This window comes from Rhizobium sp. Root149 (assembly GCF_001427345.1).
GTDB classification, from domain to species: domain Bacteria; phylum Pseudomonadota; class Alphaproteobacteria; order Rhizobiales; family Rhizobiaceae; genus Neorhizobium; species Neorhizobium rhizoryzae.
Map to the genome: position 1 here is coordinate 725,525 of NZ_LMGD01000001.1, position 22,449 is coordinate 747,973.

General features: G+C 58.7%; 14 protein-coding genes. 4 read left to right on the plus strand and 10 right to left on the minus strand.

The features are described 5' to 3' along the window. The 6 genes from ASD54_RS03465 to ASD54_RS03485 all read right to left on the minus strand — a co-directional run bounded on the left by ASD54_RS03465 (position 1) and on the right by ASD54_RS03485 (position 8,138). Entirely contained in the window at positions 1-3,204 is a 3,204-nt protein-coding gene (locus ASD54_RS03465; RefSeq protein WP_062553158.1) for a type I restriction endonuclease subunit R, read from the minus strand. Next, entirely contained in the window at positions 3,201-3,359 is a 159-nt protein-coding gene (locus tag ASD54_RS26420; RefSeq protein WP_156379034.1) for a hypothetical protein, read from the minus strand. Before ASD54_RS26420 ends, ASD54_RS03465 begins: the two co-directional genes overlap by 4 nt. Beyond that, entirely contained in the window at positions 3,352-4,359 is a 1,008-nt protein-coding gene (locus ASD54_RS03470) for a DUF4268 domain-containing protein (RefSeq protein WP_062553159.1), read from the minus strand. The genes ASD54_RS26420 and ASD54_RS03470 overlap by 8 nt, the downstream gene beginning before the upstream one ends. Then, on the minus strand, positions 4,356-5,054 hold the full coding sequence (locus ASD54_RS03475; RefSeq protein WP_156379035.1) for a hypothetical protein: 699 nt from the start codon (positions 5,052-5,054) through the stop codon (positions 4,356-4,358). The genes ASD54_RS03470 and ASD54_RS03475 overlap by 4 nt, the downstream gene beginning before the upstream one ends. A gap of 146 nt (positions 5,055-5,200) precedes the next feature. Next, complete coding sequence (locus ASD54_RS03480; RefSeq protein ID WP_156379036.1) at positions 5,201-6,628, minus strand: restriction endonuclease subunit S; 1,428 nt, start codon at positions 6,626-6,628, stop codon at positions 5,201-5,203. Further along, positions 6,579-8,138, minus strand: coding sequence for a class I SAM-dependent DNA methyltransferase (locus ASD54_RS03485; protein WP_062553162.1), 1,560 nt, complete (start codon positions 8,136-8,138; stop codon positions 6,579-6,581). The genes ASD54_RS03480 and ASD54_RS03485 overlap by 50 nt, the downstream gene beginning before the upstream one ends. 312 nt (positions 8,139-8,450) lie before the next feature. Here ASD54_RS03485 and ASD54_RS03490 point away from each other — a divergent pair, with 312 nt between their 5' ends. Then, positions 8,451-11,690, plus strand: coding sequence for an STY4851/ECs_5259 family protein (locus ASD54_RS03490; RefSeq protein WP_062553163.1), 3,240 nt, complete (start codon positions 8,451-8,453; stop codon positions 11,688-11,690). Next, complete coding sequence (locus ASD54_RS03495; RefSeq protein ID WP_062553164.1) at positions 11,687-17,710, plus strand: DEAD/DEAH box helicase; 6,024 nt, start codon at positions 11,687-11,689, stop codon at positions 17,708-17,710. Before ASD54_RS03490 ends, ASD54_RS03495 begins: the two co-directional genes overlap by 4 nt. 286 nt (positions 17,711-17,996) lie before the next feature. On the opposite strand, the gene ASD54_RS03500 is transcribed toward ASD54_RS03495, so the two are convergent. The 4 genes from ASD54_RS03500 to ASD54_RS03515 form a co-directional block, all read right to left on the minus strand. Then, positions 17,997-19,091, minus strand: coding sequence for a hypothetical protein (locus tag ASD54_RS03500; RefSeq protein ID WP_062553165.1), 1,095 nt, complete (start codon positions 19,089-19,091; stop codon positions 17,997-17,999). A 147-nt stretch (positions 19,092-19,238) separates the two neighbouring features. Continuing rightward, on the minus strand, positions 19,239-19,649 hold the full coding sequence (locus ASD54_RS26850) for a DUF6527 family protein (RefSeq protein ID WP_062553166.1): 411 nt from the start codon (positions 19,647-19,649) through the stop codon (positions 19,239-19,241). Beyond that, complete coding sequence (locus ASD54_RS03510) at positions 19,646-20,821, minus strand: ThiF family adenylyltransferase (protein ID WP_062553167.1); 1,176 nt, start codon at positions 20,819-20,821, stop codon at positions 19,646-19,648. Before ASD54_RS03510 ends, ASD54_RS26850 begins: the two co-directional genes overlap by 4 nt. After that, positions 20,796-21,071 (minus strand): multiubiquitin domain-containing protein, encoded by a 276-nt coding sequence (locus ASD54_RS03515; RefSeq protein WP_062553274.1) that lies wholly within the window; start codon positions 21,069-21,071, stop codon positions 20,796-20,798. The genes ASD54_RS03510 and ASD54_RS03515 overlap by 26 nt, the downstream gene beginning before the upstream one ends. A gap of 124 nt (positions 21,072-21,195) precedes the next feature. On the opposite strand from ASD54_RS03515, the gene ASD54_RS03520 reads away from it, so the two are divergent. Then, the gene (locus tag ASD54_RS03520; RefSeq protein WP_062553168.1) at positions 21,196-21,540 is read left to right on the plus strand and encodes a hypothetical protein; all 345 of its coding nucleotides are present in this window, start codon (positions 21,196-21,198) and stop codon (positions 21,538-21,540) included. A 1-nt stretch (position 21,541) separates the two neighbouring features. After that, complete coding sequence (locus ASD54_RS03525; RefSeq protein WP_062553169.1) at positions 21,542-22,102, plus strand: ImmA/IrrE family metallo-endopeptidase; 561 nt, start codon at positions 21,542-21,544, stop codon at positions 22,100-22,102. Positions 22,103-22,449 lie beyond the last annotated feature (347 nt).

Here is a 22,449-nt window from a genome sequence, read left to right on the forward strand (position 1 = left end):
TCACTTTCCTTGGCCGGAGGATATTTCCTTCAACAAAAGCTCGGCCTGGGCGAGCACCATCTGCACGGCCTCCTGCTCCAGGTCCGGCGGATATCCGAATTTCTTGAGGATGCGCTTCACCAAGATGCGCATCCTGGCGCGGGCACTTGCCTTGTGCTGCCAATCAACGGTGACTGAACCCCGCATGTTCTCGACCAACTCGTGGGCGATCACACGCAACTGTTCGCTGCCCATGACCTCGACGGCCGTCTCATTGCCAGCCAGCGCGTCGTAGAAGGCGATCTCCTCCGGAGAGAGGCCGAGCTCATCACCCCGTGCGGCCGCCGCCTGCATCTCTTTGGCCAGTGCGATCAGTTCCTGGATCATTTCGACCGTCGAAATCGCATTGGCGTGGTAACGGGCCACCGCCTCCTCAAGGCGTCGTGAAAAGGTCTTGGATTGAACAACGTTGGTCTTGGAGCGGCTCTTGATCTCCCCATTCAGCAGCTTCTTCAGAGCTTCCAAGGCGAGGTTCTTCTTCTCCATTTTCTGCACGTCCATCAGGAACTGGTCAGAGAGAACGGAGATGTCGGGCGACTGCAGGCCTGCGGCCTTTAGAATGTCCACGATCTCGGCATTGGCGACTGCCTGATTAAGGAGCTGTTCCACCGCCAGCGATTTCGCCTTGTCGGACATCTTGCCCGTTGCCGTCGTCTTCACAAGGGCGGCGCGAACGGCCTGGAAAAAACCGACCTCATCGCGGATCTCGGTTGCCGCATCGCTGGCGGAAGCAAGGGCATAGGCCTTGCTCAACTCCAAAACCGCATCCTGATATCGGCGATGCGCCTGTTTCTTGGCCTCAGGGCTTTCGACCTTCGCAGCTTCCGCCTGCTGCCACTTTAAAATCCAGTCGATGCCGTCTGCCAGAGCCTTCAGCCGCTCGACCGGCTTGCCCGTGACGCCCAAGCTGTAGTTGTGCCCGGTGAACATACCCCGGACGATCTCATACTTTTCCAGGAGAAGGGCAACGGCCTCTTCTTCATCAATCCCCGTCTTGTCACGGTCGGATTGCGAGTACTGGGCCAGAGCCTTCTTCAGGTTGGTAGCGATGCCGATGTAGTCGACCACAAAGCCCCCCGGCTTCTCCTTGAAGACTCGGTTGACGCGGGCGATCGCCTGCATCAATCCGTGGCCACGCATCGGCTTATCGATATACATCGTGTGCATGCAGGGCGCATCGAAGCCCGTCAGCCACATGTCACGGACGATGACCAGCTTCAGCGGATCATCGACCTTTCGCGCTCGCTTGGCGAGATCGTCGCGGCGTTTCTTGTTGCCGATATGCGGCTGCCAATCGAGCGGATCGGACGCCGAGCCGGTCATCACGATCTTGATTGCTCCCTTGTCGTCATCGAGGGAATGCCAATCGGGCCGGAGCGCTACGATTTCGTTATAGAGGTCGACGCAGATGCGGCGGCTCATGCAAACCGCCATGGCCTTGCCCGGCAGACCTTCGATACGTTTTTCCAGATGCTCCACCAGATCGGCAGCAACCTGAGTCAGCCGCTTCTTGGAGCCGACCAACCGCTCCACCGTTGCCCACTGCGCCTTCTGCTTTTCCTGTTCGGTTAGCGTCTCGTCTTCAAGCATGGCCTCGATCTCGGCGTCGATCTTTGGCTTTTCGTCCTCGTTCAATTCGATCCGGGCCAAACGGCTCTCGTAGTAGATCGGCACTGTTGCGCCATCTTCCACCGCGCGGCTGATGTCGTAGATGTCGATGTATTCGCCGAAGATCGCAGGAGTGTTCACATCGGCTGCTTCTATTGGCGTTCCCGTGAAGCCCATGAAGGAGGCGTTCGGCAGCGCCTGACGGATATAATGGGCGTAGCCGTAGCGGCGCGTACCAGTCTCTCGATTGAGCTTGGCGTCAAACCCATATTGGCTGCGGTGGGCTTCGTCTGCCATGACAATGACATTGCGGCGCTCGGTCAGGATCGGAAACACTTCCTCGCCCTTCTCCGGCGTGAACTTCTGCACCGTGGTGAAGATGACGCCGCCAGAGGCGCGATTCAAAAGCCTGCGCAGATCGTCCCGACTGTCCGCCTGCTCGGGCGTCTGACGGATCAGATCCTTGCACAGGCTGAAGGTGCCGAAGAGCTGATCGTCCAGATCGTTGCGGTCGGTGAGCACGATCAGCGTCGGGTTTTCGAGCTCGCGCGAGCGGACGATGAGCCCGCCGAGGAAGGCCATGAGCAGACTCTTGCCCGAGCCCTGGGTGTGCCAGATCACGCCGATCTTGCGGTCACCCTCGGGCTTCACAGCCTCGATGGCGCTGGTGATAGCTTTACGGGCACCGTGGAACTGGTGATAACCGGCAATGATCTTGAACGGCCCCTCGCCCTTATCGCCGAACACCGTGAAGTCACGGATCAGCGCCAGGAAGCGCTCCTTCTCGAACACACCGCGCAGCAGTGTGTTCATTTCGTAGGGACCGTGAGGCGTGAAATCGCCATCCGCCCCGGTGACTGACCGCCAGGGCATGAAACGCTCTTCGTCTGCCGTCAGCGAACCGATCCGCGCCAGCATCCCGTCAGACGCCACCATCACCGCATTGGTTCGAAACAGCGACGGGATCTGCTCCCTGTAAGTCTGAAGCTGGTTATAGGCTTCATGGATCGTGGCGTTCTCGCTCGCTGCATTCTTCAGCTCGATGATGCCGAGTGGCAGCCCGTTGATGAACACCATCACGTCCGGGCGACGCGTGTACTTGCCCTCGGCCACGGTGAACTGATTGGTCACCCAGAAGTCGTTGTTCTCCGGCTTCTCGAAGTCGATCAGCCACAGCTTGTCGCCCTTCACCTCCCCATCGCCAATGCCGAACTCCACATCGACGCCCTCGGTGATCAGGCGATGGATGCGGCGGTTTTCTTCGACCAGTGACGGCGTCTCGCTGATCGAAAGCTGGCGAATGGCCTGATCGCGGGCATCTGCGGGGATGTTCGGGTTCAATCGCTCCACCGCAGCGGCCAGCACATTCGAAAGCAGCACATCGCCATAGGCCAGACGGGCTGGAGACGAGCCGTCCGGGGAAATGACCTGAGAGGGGTAGTAGAGGTAGCCCAGATCCTGGAAGGTCGAGAGAACAACTTGTTCGACAAGGCCTTCGGAAAAGCCGGAGTGCGGGTCTTTCGCTTCGGGCTGGCTGTAAGAGATATCGTCAGTCATTCCCGAACCTCAAAGTGTTCAAGGTCTCTTGTGGAAGCAAAGGCTGCCAGGGCAGAGCGCAATTCCCGGCGTACATCGGCCTGAACACGCGGAGCGGTCTTGAGATTTTCAACAGCCGTCTGTACCGCCTCGGCGAGATCGTAGGCATCAGACATCGATGCTTCCCTCGGCCTCATAGGCACCGCTATCGCCCGAGGTCGCAGATACGTTTAGCTTCAAGACCCGCTTGTGAAAGGCGCGGTAGTAAGCTTCCAGCGTCTTTGATATCCAAGCTATCAATTCCGGCCAAGACGCCTCATCAAGGGGGTCGGTTACGCTCCTATAGCTTACAATCCGGCATGCGCGGCGAGAGGGAAGCTCCATCCAGGCGGGAGCGTGTCCGAGTTCGGCTTCGATGGCAACCTGATCCGCCTTCAACTGACCGAAGAAGGATTTGGCATTCTCATCCCCCAGATAAAGCTCAACCGCGATGCGGCTTTTCTGAGAGTCGAGAATTGCACCAAGATGCATCCCCGTTCGGCCTATGGAGTAAGTGGTCCAATGCTGCGGCCTCGGCTTGCGGGACCGCAGAAAGGCATGTCCTTCAAGCGCCTTCTGAAGTGCAACCCAAAAATCCAGTTGCACCTTCTTTGTTTCAGAAAGGGCCTCACTTTCGATCCGCCGGCTGGCCTGGGTGATGGAGCGTGTCCATTCATTCGGCTTGGACACGATGTTGAACTTCGGTGCAGCGACGCTGTCCCCAATGCGCCAAAGCTCCACCTCCACGCCAAAGAACTTGAAGCGCTCGTCAGTGATCTCGTTCAGCCAATCCAGCGCAGCGCGATGCTCTTCCGTAAAGCGTGAGGCGATCCAGACAATGGTCACGGTCTGAAGACCGGCCGCATAGGTCAGCAATTGGCCCAGATGAGAATGGTCCGTCCGCTCCAACTGGTTCTCGATCAGCACCCAGGAGTCATCGATCAGATCCTTGCAGAGAAGATCCGCCCGGAATGGGCCCACTTCGCGCTCGCGCGCCTCAATCTCCAGCTCCATGCTTAGGGCCTCGGCAAGAGCGGTGATGTTTTCCGGCTGCGCGAGCCAAGGTGTGAAATCCTGGGACTCGGATTTCCAGATATCCCGAAGCTCAACTTTGGTCAGGCGTCCAAGCGTGATCATGACCCCTCCGACGTGTCAATCAGGACAAACCCCTTCAAGTCGCGCTCTTTCGCGTATCCACGCAAAGGATCCGCATCCTTCAACCCAGTCAGGCCGTCTGAACCTTCGCGCAGATAACTGATGTGAGATGGCAGTTCAGAGCGCGGTGGGAACGCCGGCGCATCGCCAAGATCATCAACTTTTAGCAGGGAAGCAGCGAGTTGACGCGACGTCCGCAACATTGCACCACCGGCATCAGCGGGAGATCCGGAGTTGAACTTGCCACCCGCACAGTGACAGACCAAAAGATGCCAAGGCACACAGATGGCAGCGAGCGCCGCCAAGCTGTCCTTGCCCACTGCCTTTACTGCGGTTGCGTCAGCAACAAGACAGCCCTGCGGTGAAACTGGACCCCCGCCGATAAAGTTGTAGACAGGCCAGGCCCTCAACGCCGGCCATTTCTTGCTGACGAAGTAAAAACAATAGGCCGAGTTCAGGCCGTCGTACTTTGCTCGTGAAAGCAGCTTGTCGATCTGCCCAACTGTCGAGCCCTTCTTGATGCCGTATCGTTGCAGGGGGGCGAAGGTTTCGGCAGGGAGTTTTATCCTTTTTGCCTGGACCCGCATTCCAAACCAGCTTCCTGCTTGGCCAATCCACCATTCCCAATCGGAGCCGTTCACGCCTTCGTCTGTCTTGTTGAAGGCTTTGATCTTCACCTTTGTGGGATGCCTGGTCGCAAGATCCAGGAGAATTGTCTCAGTTATCGTTTCCTCGGAGAAGGCGAGCCCTGACGTTTGCGCGAGCTCTATGCGCTCCCAGACCCAGCTAGCGATTTTCTGAAACGAATAGCAAAGATCGGACGTCACGGCGCCGCCTCCATCAGGTCTTCCGCCTCAGGCAGGCGGATTTCGCCGGACATTAGTTTGGGGAGAAGGAGGTCGCGGGTCGCTGCGAGTGTGCCATTCTGCTGATCATTCTCTTCTCGCAAAGTCAGCATTGGTTTGACCATCTGCTCGAACACTGCAAGCAATGCATCGCTGGGATATAGAAGAGGCATTTCAGCTAAGGTAGATGTGTTTAGGTTGGGCATCGTCGCCCCGATCGCTCGAGCGCGTATCCAATCTAGGGTGTTCTGATGATCGAGGGAGTAAAAGAGGTACTCAGCGGGAATAGGCTTAGCCGGAAAACTGATTTTGAGACACCCCGTGCCACACAGCCATCCTTCATTATACTTTCCGATCAATGCCTTCCGCCCGATATCGCCTCTTCGGCCATAAACGATGTCGCCAGTCTTTAGACGATGCTTGCTCAGGCGTTCCGTCGTCTCAAGGGAGACGTATGAAAAATCACCGTGGCGGAACCCCGAGTAAGTCAAGTTTGCCGGCATCACCACAGGAAGTCCTGCGGATAGGTAATCCGATTGATGAAGTTGACTGCCAAAGGGCCCTGTTTGGACAATTCCTCCCGTCGCTTTGGCAACTGCACCAAGACTTGTTTCCCTCCACCCCTCCGGCAGCCCATCATCCCCAAGCGCAGCCGGGAACAGATCGGCAAGGGCTTGTGCCCGTTCGGTGTCCTGCACGAGGCCGCCCATGATGGTGAGGGGATCGGTTGCGCCTTCCAGTTTGCGGCGGGTGGGGCCGAAATCCACGAACCAGTCGCGGAAGACCGCTTGCGCCATCGCCTCCAGCGTCTCGTTCATCCGTCGGTTCAGTTCGATCTTGTCGTCGAGGGAGCTGAGGTGTGAGGAAATGGCATGCTGTTCGCTCAGAGAAGGCAGATTGAGTGGAATACGCGCAATTGTATTCTGGTTCAGAGACGGCATGGTCGAACCGGTGGAGTGTTGGTGGAGCCAAACTCTGATCAACGGCGTTGATATCCAATATCTAACGAAGCTTGGATCGCAGGTTCTTGGTAAACGCAACCTAATTCCGTCAGAACCTAAAAACCAACCAATTTGAGCGTCCGTCACTAGCGCTGCTCGATCTACGGCCCCTTTGCGCCCAAATACTATATCTCCTTTCTCGAGAACGTACTCTGGCAATCGGTTCAGTATCTGTTTCCCTATTCGGGGTGTTTTCTCATCCACGCGGAAATGACCATAGCCGATCTCCCGAACGGAGATCAGCGGGACACCGGTGTCGCTGTATTCTGCGGCTTTCAAAGTAGTTCCGAATGGGCCGGTTTTGATGCTCCCTCCATCAGACAGAAGTACTTGGCCAATTGTGGTTTGCGTCCATTTACTCATTGACGGGCAGTCCAGCAATTTGAGCCTTGATGCGTTGCTCAAGCGCTCGCCCCTCTTCAAACTGTACCATCAGGGTCTCCCTTAGCCCCTCAAACTTTTCCGCAAACGTCACCCCGTCGTCCTCGGCATCCGCCGCGCCCACATAGCGCCCCGGCGTCAGCACATGTCCATGCCCCCGCACTTCATCGAGGCCGGCGGATTTACAGAATCCCGGCTCGTCCGCATAGTCCGCCCAGCCGTTCTTCGCCCGCGTTTCCGGCTTCGAGCGCCAGCGGTGATAGGTGTCCGCGATCTTCTCGACATCCTCTGCCGTAAATTCGCGGCGCACACGGTCCACCATGAAGCCGAGCTTGCGAGCATCGATGAAGAGGATTTCGCCACGCCGGTCGCGGTGGCCATTGGCGCTCTTGTCGCGGGCAAGGATCCAGAGACAGGCGGGAATCTGGGTGGAATAGAAGAGCTGGCCCGGCAGGGCCACCATGCAATCCACCTGATCGGCCTCGATCATCGCCTTGCGGATCTCGCCTTCGCCGGATTGCTGCGAGGACATGGAGCCATTGGCCAGCACCACGCCCGCCGTGCCGCGCGGGGCAAGATGGTGGATGATGTGCTGCAACCAGCCGAAATTGGCATTGACGTTTGGCGGCCTGCCGAATTTCCAGCGGGCATCTTCCGCCAGCCGCTCGCCGCCCCAATCGGAAATATTGAAGGGCGGGTTGGCAAGGATGAAATCGGCCTTCAGGTCCGGCAGTTCATCGCGGTGAAAGCTGCCCTCGTTGTTCCAGCGGATATCGGCATCGATGCCCTGCACGGCGAGGTTCATCTTGGCCAGGCGCCAGGTGGTGTGGTTAATCTCCTGGCCATAGACGGCAATGTCATTGCGCCGCCCACCATGCTCCTCGATGAACTTTTCCGACTGCACGAACATGCCGCCCGAGCCGCAGCAGGGGTCATAGACGCGGCCCTTGTATGGCTCCAGCATCTCGACCAGGGTGCGAACCACGGAACGGGGCGTGAAGAACTCGCCACCCCGCTTGCCTTCGGAACTCGCAAAGCCGGAGAGGAAATATTCGTAGACCCGGCCCAGCAGATCCTTGGCCGTGTCCTTGCTGTCATGCAGGCCGATATTGGAGAAGAGGTCGATCAGCTCGCCGAGCATGGTCTTGTTCAGCGTCGGGCGGGCATAGTTCTTCGGCAGAACGCCCTTCAGCCCCTCGTTCGACGGGAAGCGCTCGATGGCCTCCATCGCCTCATCGATCAGCTTGCCGATCTCGGGCCGCTTGGCATTCGCCTGCAGATGCCCCCAGCGCGCTTCCTTCGGCACCCAGAAGACGTTTTCAGCAAGGTACTCCTCAGGGTCTTCCGCATCCGCATATTGATCTGCCTCGAGCTTGGCGTGAAGCCCGTCGAAGGCATCTGAGATGTATTTCAGAAAGATGAGGCCGAGCGCCACATGCTTGTATTCCGAGGGCTCAAGGTTCCCCCTAAGCTTATCCGCAGCCTTGAAAAGCTCGGCCGTGAAGCCGAGGTCACCATTATTCTCTTTTGCCACCCGGGCGAACTCCCCAAATCGTTTTGCGCGACAATAGGATGGCGGCTCGGGAGGTGTAAAGGCAGAGCCTCGCGCGAGGGTTGCCGCCAGCGACGGAGCGGAAATTATTTCCGCTGCATTCAGTACCAGCACTTGCGACCTGGCACCGTATTGTCATTCGCCAGTGATCGAAACCTCCACGCTTTTTTTGGGATCAAACGCCAGTCAGCTTTCAGCGGAAAAATCAATAGTAGGCATAGAGGGATTATCCCAGTGGATTAATACTCTTCAGCATGTATTGTTCACACGGTGGGGTTGAGGGCAAAGATTCGCGTGACTACGAGCGACGGCAAGATATTAGAGAACGGCCGACAGGCAAAACCTTCGGCTGCACGGCGACTGCTTGATGATATCTTGAAACGCCAGGGGCTGGATCGACCGAACGGTCAGCCAATCTACAGCTACCGTATATCGCGAGACGAGTTCCAACGCGGACGTGAACTTCTCGAAAAGTCTGCGGCTTTTCTTGATCGCCGTAACGCGCCGCTTTGCGCAGTCTTCGCCCTCGTCACGTCAGAATGGTATCGACGCGAAGCAAAATCTCTTTGGCGAGTGTGGTCTCACATCGGGGTCGTACCCGACACACTCAAAGTCAGTGACCGGAATGATATCGCAGACGTCGGGCTCGCATGGTGGGGTCAATCACCAAAGATAAGCCGCCAATCCAACAGAAAGCGGCGTGAGTTCCTCCTGACACTCGCCCTGAACGGTGGACTACCTTCCTCACTTATTGTCGGCGAAACCGGCAATCGAGTTCGCCGCTTCTTTCTGGGCGTGATGGAAGACGCGCTCTCTAGCGGCGCTGTGCTCACTGAGGACGACCTGATTGACTTTGCAGAAAGCAGGGCAGAAATTCTCCCGGATAGCTATCGGGATGAAACAATTTATGAGCTGACGGCCGAATTGATTAGGCATCTTCATGCCTGCCGTATGAAACTGCCACGCGGAGAACAGCAGGCGAATCCGACTGGCTGGCTCGACATCCACGACGCCGGATGGCGCGAACGACTCCCTATCCACCTCCCCGAGGAAGTCGCCGCCTGCAATCGCCTGTTCAACAACCTACTCACCGTCGAGCCTCGGGCGCGGGGGAACGGCATCGGTCTCAGGAGATATCTTTATCGGGTATCCTCCGGCGACTGGAAGCAAGGATTTATCGCTCTGGCCGACGGCCAGCTTGCGTTTGACGCATTTGCAAACTTCAGCGAAGGCCGCTTTCGCGCCTACTTCTCAGGAAGCGCGGGCCAGCTTATGTCTCGCGAATTCGCGCAGCTCTACAGGTCTGAGACCGAGAAGAACGGAAGTTTTACGGTCACATCTCAATCCACTGCACGAGTCGGCTTGGTCGGTCCCGTGCCGTTCTCGGAAGCCGTCGCAGTAAGCCTGCTACGTGACGGAAAAGCGGTACCGGCAGTGTGCTGGCCCGGCGGGTCACCGCGGGTTTCAAACTGCATCATCCTCCGTCCAACCGATCGAGAGGATCGGCTGGAGCTGCTTGCCACCGGCTCCGTTCGCTCCACGCTGCCCTGTCTGTTCGCGCTGACATCGAAGGATTCGACGGTCTCGGGCCATGAGGGTGGGGCGGTCAATTGCACCTGGAACGACGACGCATCCGCGCTTTGGCAAATCGAAGGAATGGCGTTAGTCGAGACAACATCCGGCGAGCGATATCGCGTCCAATCGGCAGCCGACACATCCGACGATCGACGCCTGGAATTCGAACAGCTCTTCCTACCAGACTTGATTTTCGAAGACACGTCCCTCGTCGCGGTCGAGGCTCCGCTAAGGCCCAGGCAATTCGGCAGGGACGTTATTGCGGAGGAGAACGGCACCGTTCGTATCTTGAAATCGGGTCGACCGACCGATGCGCGTGACGAAGTCACTGGCGTCGTATCGGTGCAATGGCAGGACGATGAAGGATTCATCGTCGATCGTGCCCGTCTACTGGTGCTACCCCGGAATTTCAGCCTCCGCGGCCAAATTGACAATGGCGGCGCTCGGGTCGAGTGGCGGAACTTGCCGGGCTGGCGAGTCGACGCGCTCGACGCCGACGGCGCCGTCACGGCAACGACGGACAGGACCGCGCACGGCTGGTTGTGCCCCTGGGCTGGAACAAGGAACGGCTACCAACGAATCCAGCTCACGGATCTGAACGGGGTGTCGGTCAAGGCGCGACTGCATCTGACGGCGCAACAGATCGTGCTGGTGGACGCCAATGGGACGGTTCGTAGCGATCAACCCGAGATGTCGCTCGCCGAGCTTCGCGGCTCGCTTCTGCTCGCCAACCGACCAGTGCTCGTCGATCTCGATTTACGACGCGCAGGAGCCAACCGCGCTCTCATATCTCGCAAGATCGAAGGCGAGACGCCAATGGTTCGCTTTGTCGATCTTGCGCAAAGCCTGTTGGGGCTGTCCAACCAACGCGGGCCAAGCGTCTTCCTGCTTGATGACACTCAACGAACAATCTGCAGCATCCGTCGCCCACAAGAGCAACCAACCATCGTCAACGATCGAATTGAGTTCGCTAGTGCGCCCGCGGATGGTGAGATTACCGTCGTGCGATCACTAAGGCGCCCCGATGAGGAACACGTGCTCGGCGATGATCATCAACTGAGCCTGCCATTGCCTGTGGGAATTCCTGGGCCGCTCCTCGTCTATCGGAGGAAGGGCGACGCTGTGACGACGCGACCCACGGTCACGAACGGCGCACAGGACGCTGTGTCTGAGGAGCCAGCCGATGCGATAGCACAGGCTGCACTGATCGAAGATGAGGCAACTCGCCGCCGCACTTATCACGCGTTGCTCAAGGAGGCCACGGCCGACCCTACCGCTGGCGCGACGATTTCCCGTATCGTGCGCACGATCCATTCGTTACGAGGCCTCAGTCCTCGTGCAATGGACATCACGCGCGAGCTCCCACAGTTCCCGAGCTTGTTGTGCCGGTTGCTGCTTGCGGCCAACAGCGAGCGCGTCGAGAGCATAATCGCACTGGAACGCGACCTGCCGTTTCTTTGGATGGCTCAGCCGGTCGGCGCTTGGCAAGACGCCGCACTTGCGGAATGGGAGCGTGCGAAAGGCGACTTTGCGCAATTCTACGACTCGCCCGAGGCGCAGGCGCAGGCTACTGCTTTGATGATGGAACGGGTCGGTTTCCTCGTCGAACGTACCCAATGGTTTGCGGGGATCCGCGCCGCACTGGGCTTCGGCGGCGAACTGAGCGGCAGCTTGCGCCAACTAGCCCAAGATCACGTCCGCCTCCACGTGGATCAATCGGAACCTATCGCGACAACGCTGATAATGGAGGCGGAACGCGCGGGGCTTCCCGCAGATATCGCGAGCCTGAACTACGGACACTACGCGACGCTCGTCGCACCCGTAGTGCTTGCGGCCGTCGCAAGACGGCGCCTTGAATGGTCGCCATCGCTAGCCGCGGGCCTACGTAACGCACTGGACATCGACCAGAACTACATCACCTCAGCCTTTCCCCATTGTTTGAAGCACTTCCAGTCATGACAATCCGTCCCTTCGAAACCCTTTCGCGGCTCCGTCAACGCATGGCCGAAGCCATCGTCGCCCAGTCGGGCGTACGCAACCCGGCACTGGCCGCGCAACTTCGCCAGTCACTGTCACGAGCGGACTCTGAAGGCGCCCTCGTCCCGCCCCCAATCCTGGAGGCGGCATTCCCGTTCGTGCCGTCGGACAAGATGTTGGGAGAGCTTTCTGGCAACCTCCTGGCAAGCGCGACGGTGGACGCGTTGGTGGGGGATGATACGGGACGCGGTTACTCGTTTCCACGTGAGCGGCGCCCCTACTTGCATCAACTAACCGCATGGAAGACCCTCACATCTTCCGAGACAAAAAGTGCCCTGATCACCGCGGGCACAGGTTCGGGAAAGACGGAATGCTTTCTTGTTCCGCTGCTCGATTCGCTCTTTCGACGCCAAGAGCGCGCAACTGGCGTCGAAGCCATTATGCTTTATCCGCTGAACGCGCTCATCGCCAGCCAGCAGGAGCGGCTCGACGCCTGGACGAAGCCAGCCGGCGGCAAGATCCGTTATTGCCTATACAACGGCAACCTTCCTGAAACGCACAAGAGCGTGGTCCAACGCGACAAGCTGTCGTCGAACCCTCAGCAGGTGCCGGATCGCAAGACGTTGCGTGCGTCTCCGCCTCCTTTGCTCGTCACCAACCTCACAATGCTCGAATACATGCTGATTCGGCCCCAGGACCGACCTATCATCGATCAGTCGAAGGGAAAGTTGAAGTGGATCATTCTCGATGAGGCCCACACACTGGTCGGATCCGCGGCCGCCGAAGTAGCGCTTCTCCTGCGGCGGGTGATCGAGGCATTCGAGGTCGATCCAAAAAACGTCCGGTTTGTCGCAACGTCTGCAACGATCGGCGACGGCCCTAAGGTCAAAGAAGACCTACGGCGATTTTTGGCAGACGTCGCTGGCACCGACGTCTCGACCATCGAGGTGATTTCGGGCGACCGGCTTCTTCCGACTCGCAGCGGAAACGGCGGGCAAGCCCCCAGCCCTTCCGCCATGATCGACCTTCCTGCAGCCGATCTTTTCGATAAGCTCTCGTCTTACGATCCTGTCTGGTCGCTCGTGGCGGGATTGAAGGACCAGCCCTTACAGACGCAGCAGCTCGACAGCCTGGGAAGAGCGATGGGCGTCGACGGCGAGACGCTGGCGATGGCGCTGACGCGCGCGACGTCCAGATCCGGCGAGACGCTGGCGCCGCTCAGAGTGCACAGCTTTCATCGCGCGTTTTCCGGTCTCTGGTGCTGCACGAACCCGGCCTGCCCCGACAGCATGGGCGGAGAATGGACCGCTGGACGCCTGCTATTCGAACGAGACGAAGAATGCCCGAAGTGCCGCATGCCTGTCGCGGAACTTTACGCCTGCAATGAATGCGGTGAAGCATTCATGATTGCGGACGAAAAGGGTACGCGGCTCGCCCCTCCTCGCAACCTGCCTCCGAGCGACGAATTCTTGTTCGAAGCCGATCGCTCCACTTCGGATGACGACGAGGAGAGTGACGACGATCAACTGAACCTGGACACGCCGTCGGTCTCGCATTGCTTTTCTCTGTCGGGGCGCGGCCTCATGCCGATCTTCGTCGATACCGCGACAGGCATGACCGCAGATGGGGATGGTGAGGGACGGTACCGGCTGTCGGCCCATGCCGGCGGGGGAAAAGGCCCCTGCCCGGCCTGCAGCGCAACAGCGAAGTCTGGAGACAAGCTCTATCCCTTCAGGTTTGGAGCCCCGTTCACGATCAGCAATGCCGCGCCTATGCTTCTCGAAGCGATGCCTGGGGCAGAGGGACTGGTACAGCCTCCCCTGCCTCAGACCGCTCCCGACCTTCCGACCGGTGGACGCCAGCTAATCAGCTTCACCGACAGCCGTCAGGGTACGGCTCGCATGGCTGCAAAGCTTCAGATGGAGAGCGAGCGAGCGTTCGTGCGCTCCTTCATCTATCAAGCCGTTCAACACAAAGCTTCGGGCGGCGGGGACAACGCGAAAGCTGAAGAACTGAAAGCCAGGATCGCGAAGGTGAAGTCCTTTCCGGATTGGGCGGATGGGCCACTTGAGAGCGTCGTTCGCGAGGCCGAGGAGCAATTGGCGAAGCTGTCCGGCGGCGGAACCATCCCTTGGACGGAGTTGCGCGCTCAGCTCGCCGATCGCACCGAAGTCCGGGACTGGCTTCCTGACGTCTGGGGTTCGCGTGCGGACCTTTTCAAGAAGGCAGCGGCGTCCGCTCCCTCGCAGATCGCTGAGGCGTTGCTTCTTCGCGAAATGATGCGCAGGCCGAAGCTCGCCAACTCCCCAGAGACCATGGGCCTTGCACGATTTGTGTATCCGGCGATCGAACAACACGCACAGGCGCCGAGCGGCTTCGTACAACGAGGAGGGAGCCTCGAAGATTGGAAGGCGTGGCTTTCGTGCCTGGTATCGTTCTCGATCAGGAGCAATCTTGCGGTCACCGTCAGTTCGGACTTGCTTCAATGGATCATGCGCAAAGGCTTCCCGAAAAATCTTGCCGCGCCGGGTATGGAGCCTAGCAGGCGACAGCATCGTTGGCCGGCAGCCAGCGCCGCAGGAAAGCAAAGTCAGGTCGTTGAACTCCTTCGGCTCGGCCTCGGCCTGAATGTCGGTTCCTCAAGCGACCGCGCTGAAATTAATGACTGGCTTCAGAAGGCCTGGAACCAACTCCACACTGTGTTTCCTAAAAACGCCAACGGCGAGCAGGCCCTGGATTTCAACAAGCTTGAAGTCGGACCGTTGAGAAACGCGTTTCACTGCCCGGTCACCAGGCGCATCGTCGACGTCGCGCCTTTCGGTCTTTCTCCGTATGCGCGGACAAAGGTGGATCGCGCGCAGCCGATTACCATGCCGGTCGCCCCGGCGGATGCAGATGCCGCCACCCGGTCCGTGTTCCTGTCCGAGGACGCCGATGTTGCCGCTCTGAGAAATAGCGGTCTTTGGACCGATATGCATGATCGCATCGCGCTATACTCGCCATACAGCCGGTCGGCCGAGCATTCGGCGCAGCTCTCTCCGGGCCATCTGCGGCACTACGAGTCCGAATTCAAGGCTGGCCGGATCAACCTCCTGAATTGCTCCACCACCATGGAAATGGGCGTAGACATTGGCTCGGTGAACGGCGTGTTGATGGCAAACGTGCCGCCATCGATCGCAAACTACAAGCAAAGGGTAGGTCGCGCTGGTCGACGCGGTCAGCCGCTGTCGCTCGCGTTCACTTTTGCGAAGGACCGGCCGCTAGACCGCGAGGCGTTCCGCAACCCTATTGCATTCCTTAGCAGGTCCTTAGCAGCTCCTCGCGTGGCTCTGGACAGTCGACCGATTGTGCAGCGCCACGTCAACGCATTCCTATTTGGTCGCTTCCTGAATCTGAACAGCGGCAACCCTATGAGCATGGAGGCAGGTGACTTCTTCGGTTTTTCCGCTGCACCTAATTCCGTGCGGATAACGAAAGACGCTCGACCAGTTGAGTTGATGCTGAGGTGGCTTTCGAAGGCAACCACGGCAGTGGAAAACAAGATAGCTCTGCAGCGATTGGTTCGCGGGTCGGTATTGGTTGGCCGATCCGACCTGCTGGACCTATGCGCCGAAGCTCTGAAGTCTGCGGAAGCTGAGTTCGAAGCCGAATGGAGCGGATTGCAGAACCAGCTTCAGGGAGCGGATATCATCGGCGCGTCGGCCGCGATCGAGGCCCACCTGAAGAGGCTTTGCAAGGAATTTCTGTTATCAGATCTGGCAGACCGCGGCTTTCTGCCGGGCCATGGGTTCCCCAACCACGTCGTCGCGTTCGAGCTTGATCGAAAGGACCTGGACAGCGAATTCTACAATGACGACCGCAGGGGCCAACGCCATGGCGGCCCCAAGAGACCGCTAGACATCGCGATCCGCGACTATGCGCCCGGATCGGAAACGGTCGTCGACGGTCAGGTCTATCGGGTCGGCGGCGTCACGCTGAACTGGCATCGCCCGTCGAGTGACGAGGGCGTACGCGAAATCCAGGCGCTACGATGGGCTGCCAGGTGCTCTCATTGCGGCGACAACTGGACGGGAGCCGGTTCCCGACCTGAAGAATGCCGGACATGCGGAGACCTGTCGGTAGTCGCCGAGAGCTTTCTCAAACCTGCCGGTTTCTTGAGAGACCGACACGTTCCTATTCATGCGGAGGTCGACAAAGTCGATTACGTTCGCCCTGAAACACCGCGCATCTCAGCCGGTTCGTCCCAATGGGAAGCCCTCAGCCAACCTACGGCAGGTCGCTTGAGGATGAACCGCCGTGGTACGGTCTACTATCATACGAGAGGACCCGACAGCGAAGGCTATGGGCTATGCTTAAAGTGCGGACGGATGGAGGCGATGAGACCCGGCGAGGCCATCTGCACCGGTCTAATTGATCACAAGCCTCTCCGTGCCAGGGAAAACTTCCTTCAGCCCTGCGAGGGTAATAGCGAAACCTTTGCGATCCAGACTTCGCTTCATCTCGGCTATGAAATTCACACCGACGTATTGGAGCTGCAGCCCGCTGAAACACCAACCATCGGAGCGGCCAATGCTATTGCCATTGCGATGCGCGAGGCCACCGCGCGTCATCTCGGAATTGAACCGGACGAAATCGGCTATGGCATCGGGCCGTCGCGAAACGCGATGGCAACACCGACTCTTTCGATCTTCCTCCATGACCGTGCAGCAGGTGGCGCTGGCTATGTCGTTCAAGCTGCCAGCGAGATGCGAGTAATTCTACGCAGTGCTCGGCAAATTCTAAATTGTCCCCGCGGATGTGCACATGCATGCTCATCATGCGTCCTGGTGTCCGACGCACCCGAGAGAGAAGAGGATCTTGATCGGCACAAAGCGATCTCGTTCATGGACGCGCATCTCGCACTCCCCGACATCATCAATGCCGAGGACGTCTTCGCTGTCGACAGCGACATCTCTGACCGTCCAGTGAGCGAAATCGACGACTGGCTCGGGCACCGAGCGCACTCGGTCCTCAATGTGTGGGCGAGCGTGAGCGACATTGTGAACCTTTCAGATTGGGCTTTGACGCCTTTGTTCAAAAGGTGGACCGAGAATGGTCGACGTGTAAGATTGATCCTTCCCACCGACTCCGTTTCATCCCTAGATGCGGCCCAGGTACTGTTCCTTCGGGACTACAATGCCCGCAACGGACTTGATATAGCTGAGGGGGAGCCTGTTCGATTCGGCAACGGCGGCTGGCTATTTGCGTACGTCACCGATGGAACGAGAGGACGCGGATGGGCGAGCCGAGATCCGTCCGTGCTCGTGGCGGGTCCAGGCTGGGGCGCAAACCACGCCGCGCCAATTGCCCATGCCCCCCTCAAACTATCTCCCGTCTACCGAGACATCTCGCATGACGATTTAAAGCCAAAGGCCGGAGCCGCGGTGGTGACGCTGGATGCCAAACTTGACGGGCCAGTTGCAGGGTTCGGCGCTTCCATGGCGGCGCAGATGAGAAAGGCGATGGCGAACTGTGGCATCGAGACAGAGGACCATGTCATCGAAGCGAAGTATCAGGATAGATACGCGCGATCGCCGATCGTTTTGAAGCTGCTGATAGACACGGTCGCCTCACTGAATTCTAAGGGTGCGCTATCCCTTTCGATCGTTACGGCTGCAGATAGAGGCGGTTACTCTCGGACGCATATCGCATCCGACATCATATCGGATGTCACACTGTCGTCTCTCGCCCGGGATTACGGAGCTCAGAAAGGATTAGTGGCGTCGCTGTCAGTAGGGCAACTCGCGCACAAGCGCAGCCTGTTCCTTCAGATGCAATCCGGCGCGACGTTGATCGTGGATCTTGATCAAGGGTTTGGTTGGCTCGAGTACGTCGGGAGAGACAAGTTCTTTGATCCCAACGGATCTAACGAGGGAAATGTAGATTGGTTGAAAAGGCTTATAGGGCGGGTGCAAAGGCGGCATGCGCATGATAGCCAGATGGTGGTGTGGCGAAAATCATAGAGACCTTCATACCACACCTTTTTGACCAGCAACCTCACGACAAAAACGTAGTATTTGCAGAGAGTTACAATTCGGGGCGTACCGTTCTGTGATTCCCTAGGGTGGAAAGGCTACCCGTAGCCACGCGAAAGGCTGGCTAGGAACCTTGTTTCAGCGGAGATCACCATTTTGTGGCCATGGTCGCGCCAGTAGCAGGCGTCGGCTTGCTTGCTATGGATGACCATCTTAGGACCGAATCTACCGGTCAGCTATTAAGATGTAGCTAGCAACAAGCAGACGACCTTCATCAGCCTGAAAAGATGCGCGGCTCGGGCTGGCGGACGGAGACCTGATCACTGTTCTGGTTCTGCAGCCAGAAGTCGAACAGATCGAGGCCAGCGTCGAGTGTCTCGACGTGGACGACTTGCTTGGTCTCCTCCTCGTCATAGGGTGCAGCCAGCCCCTCAACGCTCGCGGCATCGCCCACCACAACATAGCCGAAGCGCTTTTGCATCCTCTCCTCGACCGTCGCGACGCCACTGACGTATGTAAGTGCGGTTCCGGGCTGCACCCCTACGCGGTAGATCTCAGGGCCTATAACCTCGTAGTAGGCGTGGTCGCCCATCGGGCGATGTATCAACATATGCGGCGGTGCCAGAAGACTGCTTGAGATCTTCACCTGCAGCCTCGCGGTTCGCCCGGTTGTACTTTCACGATAGACCTTCAGTTTGAGGGTCTCCTCACGCGTACGGCTGGAGGTCGTCTGGAATCCGATAATCCCGTCAGAAGACATCGCTATCCGGCGGAGGTCTTCCTCAGCTTCTATCGCTGGAAGGCTTGTAAGATAGACATAGGCGACATTGGCGAGCTCCCTGGTGCCCTGCAGGTTCCACCGGGACGAACGCAGATCGCGGCTACCGACTATCGCGGCAAACGCCTTGGGGTTTGTGATGTGGAATAGACGAAGATCGAAGTCATCGTCCGCGCGAGGCCAACACCGCCCCGACGCAAAGCGTGTCAGCCGCTTCGGTCCCTCGACAACACACCGGTAGAGTTGTGCGCCATCTTCATAGCGCCTGACGAGACCATCGGACCGGATCTCGATAAGCAGCCGCGTCAGATCGGTCGCGCGTGGATTACCGACGTCGACAGAAAAACGCGCGACGTGAATATCGGAGTCTACGTTGAACCCGAGGATAGGCGGGCCGAAGAAGCTAGGCTGGTAAAAGTGCCAGCCGGACCGCTCAACGAACATCAGCTCCGGCAGCAGCATGCTGCCGAAAGCCGCATGCCCGAGCCTCAGCTTAACAAGGCCAGGAAAGCTATCTTGTTTGTCATCCCGAAGTGCTGGCGAATGCCGGGCCGGCTGTCCAGCGAGCCGTGGATCGAAAGGAACACTCATTCTCTTACGCTCATTCCTTCTTAAAAGGCAGCTCTTGCCGTCTGCGCATGTCGCTTTCTGACCGTTGCTGCCGAATGACGCTCACCCTCGCAGCACGGTAGCGCCCCAAAACGACCATCGGTCGGCGCCGCAGCAGTGCCCGTTTCATCAACTGAACCAGCCCCGAATCTTTGTCGCAACCGCCTTGACGAACCGAACGAATAGTCTCTCCGGTCGGGATACCATTGTGTCGACGTCGCGCCGGTCGCGCGCTTTCACCGCCGCGATCCGCTCCGCCGACATGGCGGCAGCCCACTGCACGCGATTGCCGCTAATCCAGTAGTGGGATCGGCAGGGAAAGTTCCAGTTGCCAATTGACGGGTTGAGGGACACGGTGCCGTTGCTTTCGGTGAGACCCCATTTCGCCGGGTTAAGGGGAGTGACCACCTCCATCCCGCAGCCGCAACAGCACAAGTGCGACGCCGTAGAATACCGCCTTGAGACATACAAGACGCCCGGTTCTAGCTTCTCCGGGATGAACTCGACAAACTCAGGCCTTATCTGTCCGATCCGGGTCATTTGTTTCCTTCAGAAATGATAGCGCCGGCAGCGATGCTGAAGCCCGTATAATGTTGCTCGCGCGTATCCTGGTAGAAGCCGAACAGCTTTTTCCACTGGATGACCGCGATCGCCGCGTTGAGCGCATTCAGCTCCGCGATCTGGATGTTGCTGGCATACTGGTTCGCCCCGCCATCCCCGTCAGCATAGGAGATATGCGGCGCCGCCTGCTCGCGCGTCTTTGCCGTGCTGGTCGTCGCGCGGACGATCCCGCCAAGCCGTCCTTCGACAAGCACGACGCCCATGCCCACCTCGACGAATGGCGTACCGTTGGCGACGAGCCGCTCGACAATCTTCTCCTTCACCGGGCCGCGATCGGCGCAGACGAAGACGAAGTCGAGCCCGTCCAGCAGAGCGACGTTCTCCTCAGTCATGTAGGCGTCATGGACGACGATGCCGTTCCGCATCTTCTCATAGATGCTCTTGAAGTGGTCCACCTTCTTGGGCTTGGCCGCGAGCTCTTCATGCCCCGGCGCGCCCGGCGAGCGGAACGCATTGTGCTGCGAGAAGACGTCGCCGTCGAAGAGATGGATTTCCGCGACGGGAGTCTTGGCGACGAGGTCCAGGACATAGCTGCCGGTCCCGCCAAGGCCGATGATACCGATCTTCTGGCCCGTGACCTTGTCATTGATCGCACCGATGCCGGCCCGGCTCGTCGCCGTGTCGACATACTTGAAGACCTCGCCTTCTCCGTCCGCGAGGATGGCGAGGAAGGTCTGCGCCGTCGCGTGTGGGTCGATCTTCGTCGCCTCGCCAGTGATGCGCCCGAGATAGGTTGTGATCTTGTGGTGGTAGTCGCGGTACTGCGCCTTGGCCGAGAACATGAAGTCGGCCTGTACGCCGTTGCCGAAGTTCTGGGCCGGCGAGCCATGTTCGAAGGACCTGATCTTCCGGCCGTCGCTGTGGCATGGATGCTCGCCTGTCCAGAACGCCCGGTGATCGCCAGGCCTGGAGGTAACGTCATCGGCCATTTCCAGCGTTGAGATCAGGATGCCGTCATAGCGGACGGCAGCCTGGGAGGTGACATAGGGTACCTGATGAACGAGAAGGTATCCGCCCCGGATTTCGAGGTCGTAGCCTTCGTTCTGAAGGCGGAGCAGATCCGCGCTACGAGCGATTGGTCGGCGTGACATCGAATTCCATACCTTCCTTCGCTTTCACGGACTGACCTTCAATGAGCGAGCCGGCCGGCTTGTTACCGTGACCGCGCGTATACTGGATGGTGAACTGCACGCCGTCTCCTGTGGGCGGGTTCTCGAACGCGAGCGCGATGACCTCCGCAAAGGTCAGGTCGTCGTTCTTGGCAACCGTCTTCTGGCGGCCGTTGACGATGATAGTCACGGTCCTCGGTTCGGGGGCGGGATGTTCTTCAGGCTTGGCCATCATTGATCCTTTCTGGCGGGTGCGCCGGTTAAGAGACAAATTGCGAAATCGCAACTGATTTGATACCATCAACAGAACAGAATTGCAACTTCGCAATTAATTGCGAAATCTCAACGGAGAGGACATGACCGACAGGTTCGACAACGAGGCCTTCTTTGCGGCCCTCAATGCCGCGCGGCTGAGCCGCCAGAAAACGTGGAAGGAAGTAGCAGCGGAAGCCGGGATCAATGCTTCCACCCTGACCCGCATGGGTCAGGGCGCCAAACCGGACGTCAACGGGCTTGCCGCGCTTCTGGCGTGGTCGCACCTCAAGGCCGAGATGTTTATCAAGGGTGCGGATGTAGCCGAATCGGAGCCCATCGCCAGGATCACCGCACTTTTACGCGCCGACCCAAAACTAACGTCAGACAAAGCCAAGCTGATGGAAGATATTGTCGTCAGCACCTACAACAGATTGAAGGATAGCTGAATTGGGTTTCAGGCGGGGGTTCAAGGCGGAAGCAAATCGCATCGCGTTGCGGGTTCGTCAGCAGATGGACTTGGCACCGTACGCGCCGATCGATCCGGCCGCTGTGTGCGCGCATTTCGAGATCGAGCTGCTTGAACTGAGCGAAGTGGAACCCAACAGCCCTTTTCTCGGTGAGCATCAGGATGCCTTCTCGGCGGTGACAGTGCCGCGGGGTCTCACCACCGCGATCGTGCACAACGACCGCCATCACCCGTACCGGCAGCGCAGCAATATCTGCCATGAGCTCGCGCATTGCTTTCTGGGCCACGAATACGCACCGCCGCTCCTTGAAAACGGGGACCGCTCGCGCGACAGCAGCAGTGAGGCGGAGGCGAACTTTCTTGCGGGCGTGTTGCTGATCACCAATGAAGCTGCCATCAGGATCATGAGCGACGGGCTATACCATCAGGCTCAGGGCATCTACGGCGTCAGCAAGCCGATGCTGGAGTTCCGTCTGCGCGTCAGTGGCGCGCAGACTATACACCAGCGGCGAATGGGCGTCCCCCTGTACTCATCAAGATGATGCCTGATCACTTAGCCATACGTGAGGTGGTGCCACCTGCAGTGACGAACCAGGGATTGCCTCTGTATTCGCTGTTTTTTGCAAGGCCGCCTTGAAGGACGTCGGCACCACAGGGTGCGGCCCGTTCTCTACCATTTCTCAGACCTTCATCTCAGACGGGATGCGCGGGGTATTGGACCCGGAACGCGATGCAGTGAGTCGCGGCCTTGGGGGCGCAAAGCGGTCATCCGCGCGATTATTTTCAGACCGCGACTTCGGTCCCAAGAGCGGAAATAATTGCCGCTAAACCGCTCCTGTTGACTGATGCCCAAAGCCAAGGCACAAAGGTGGCATCCACGGTCGCTCGC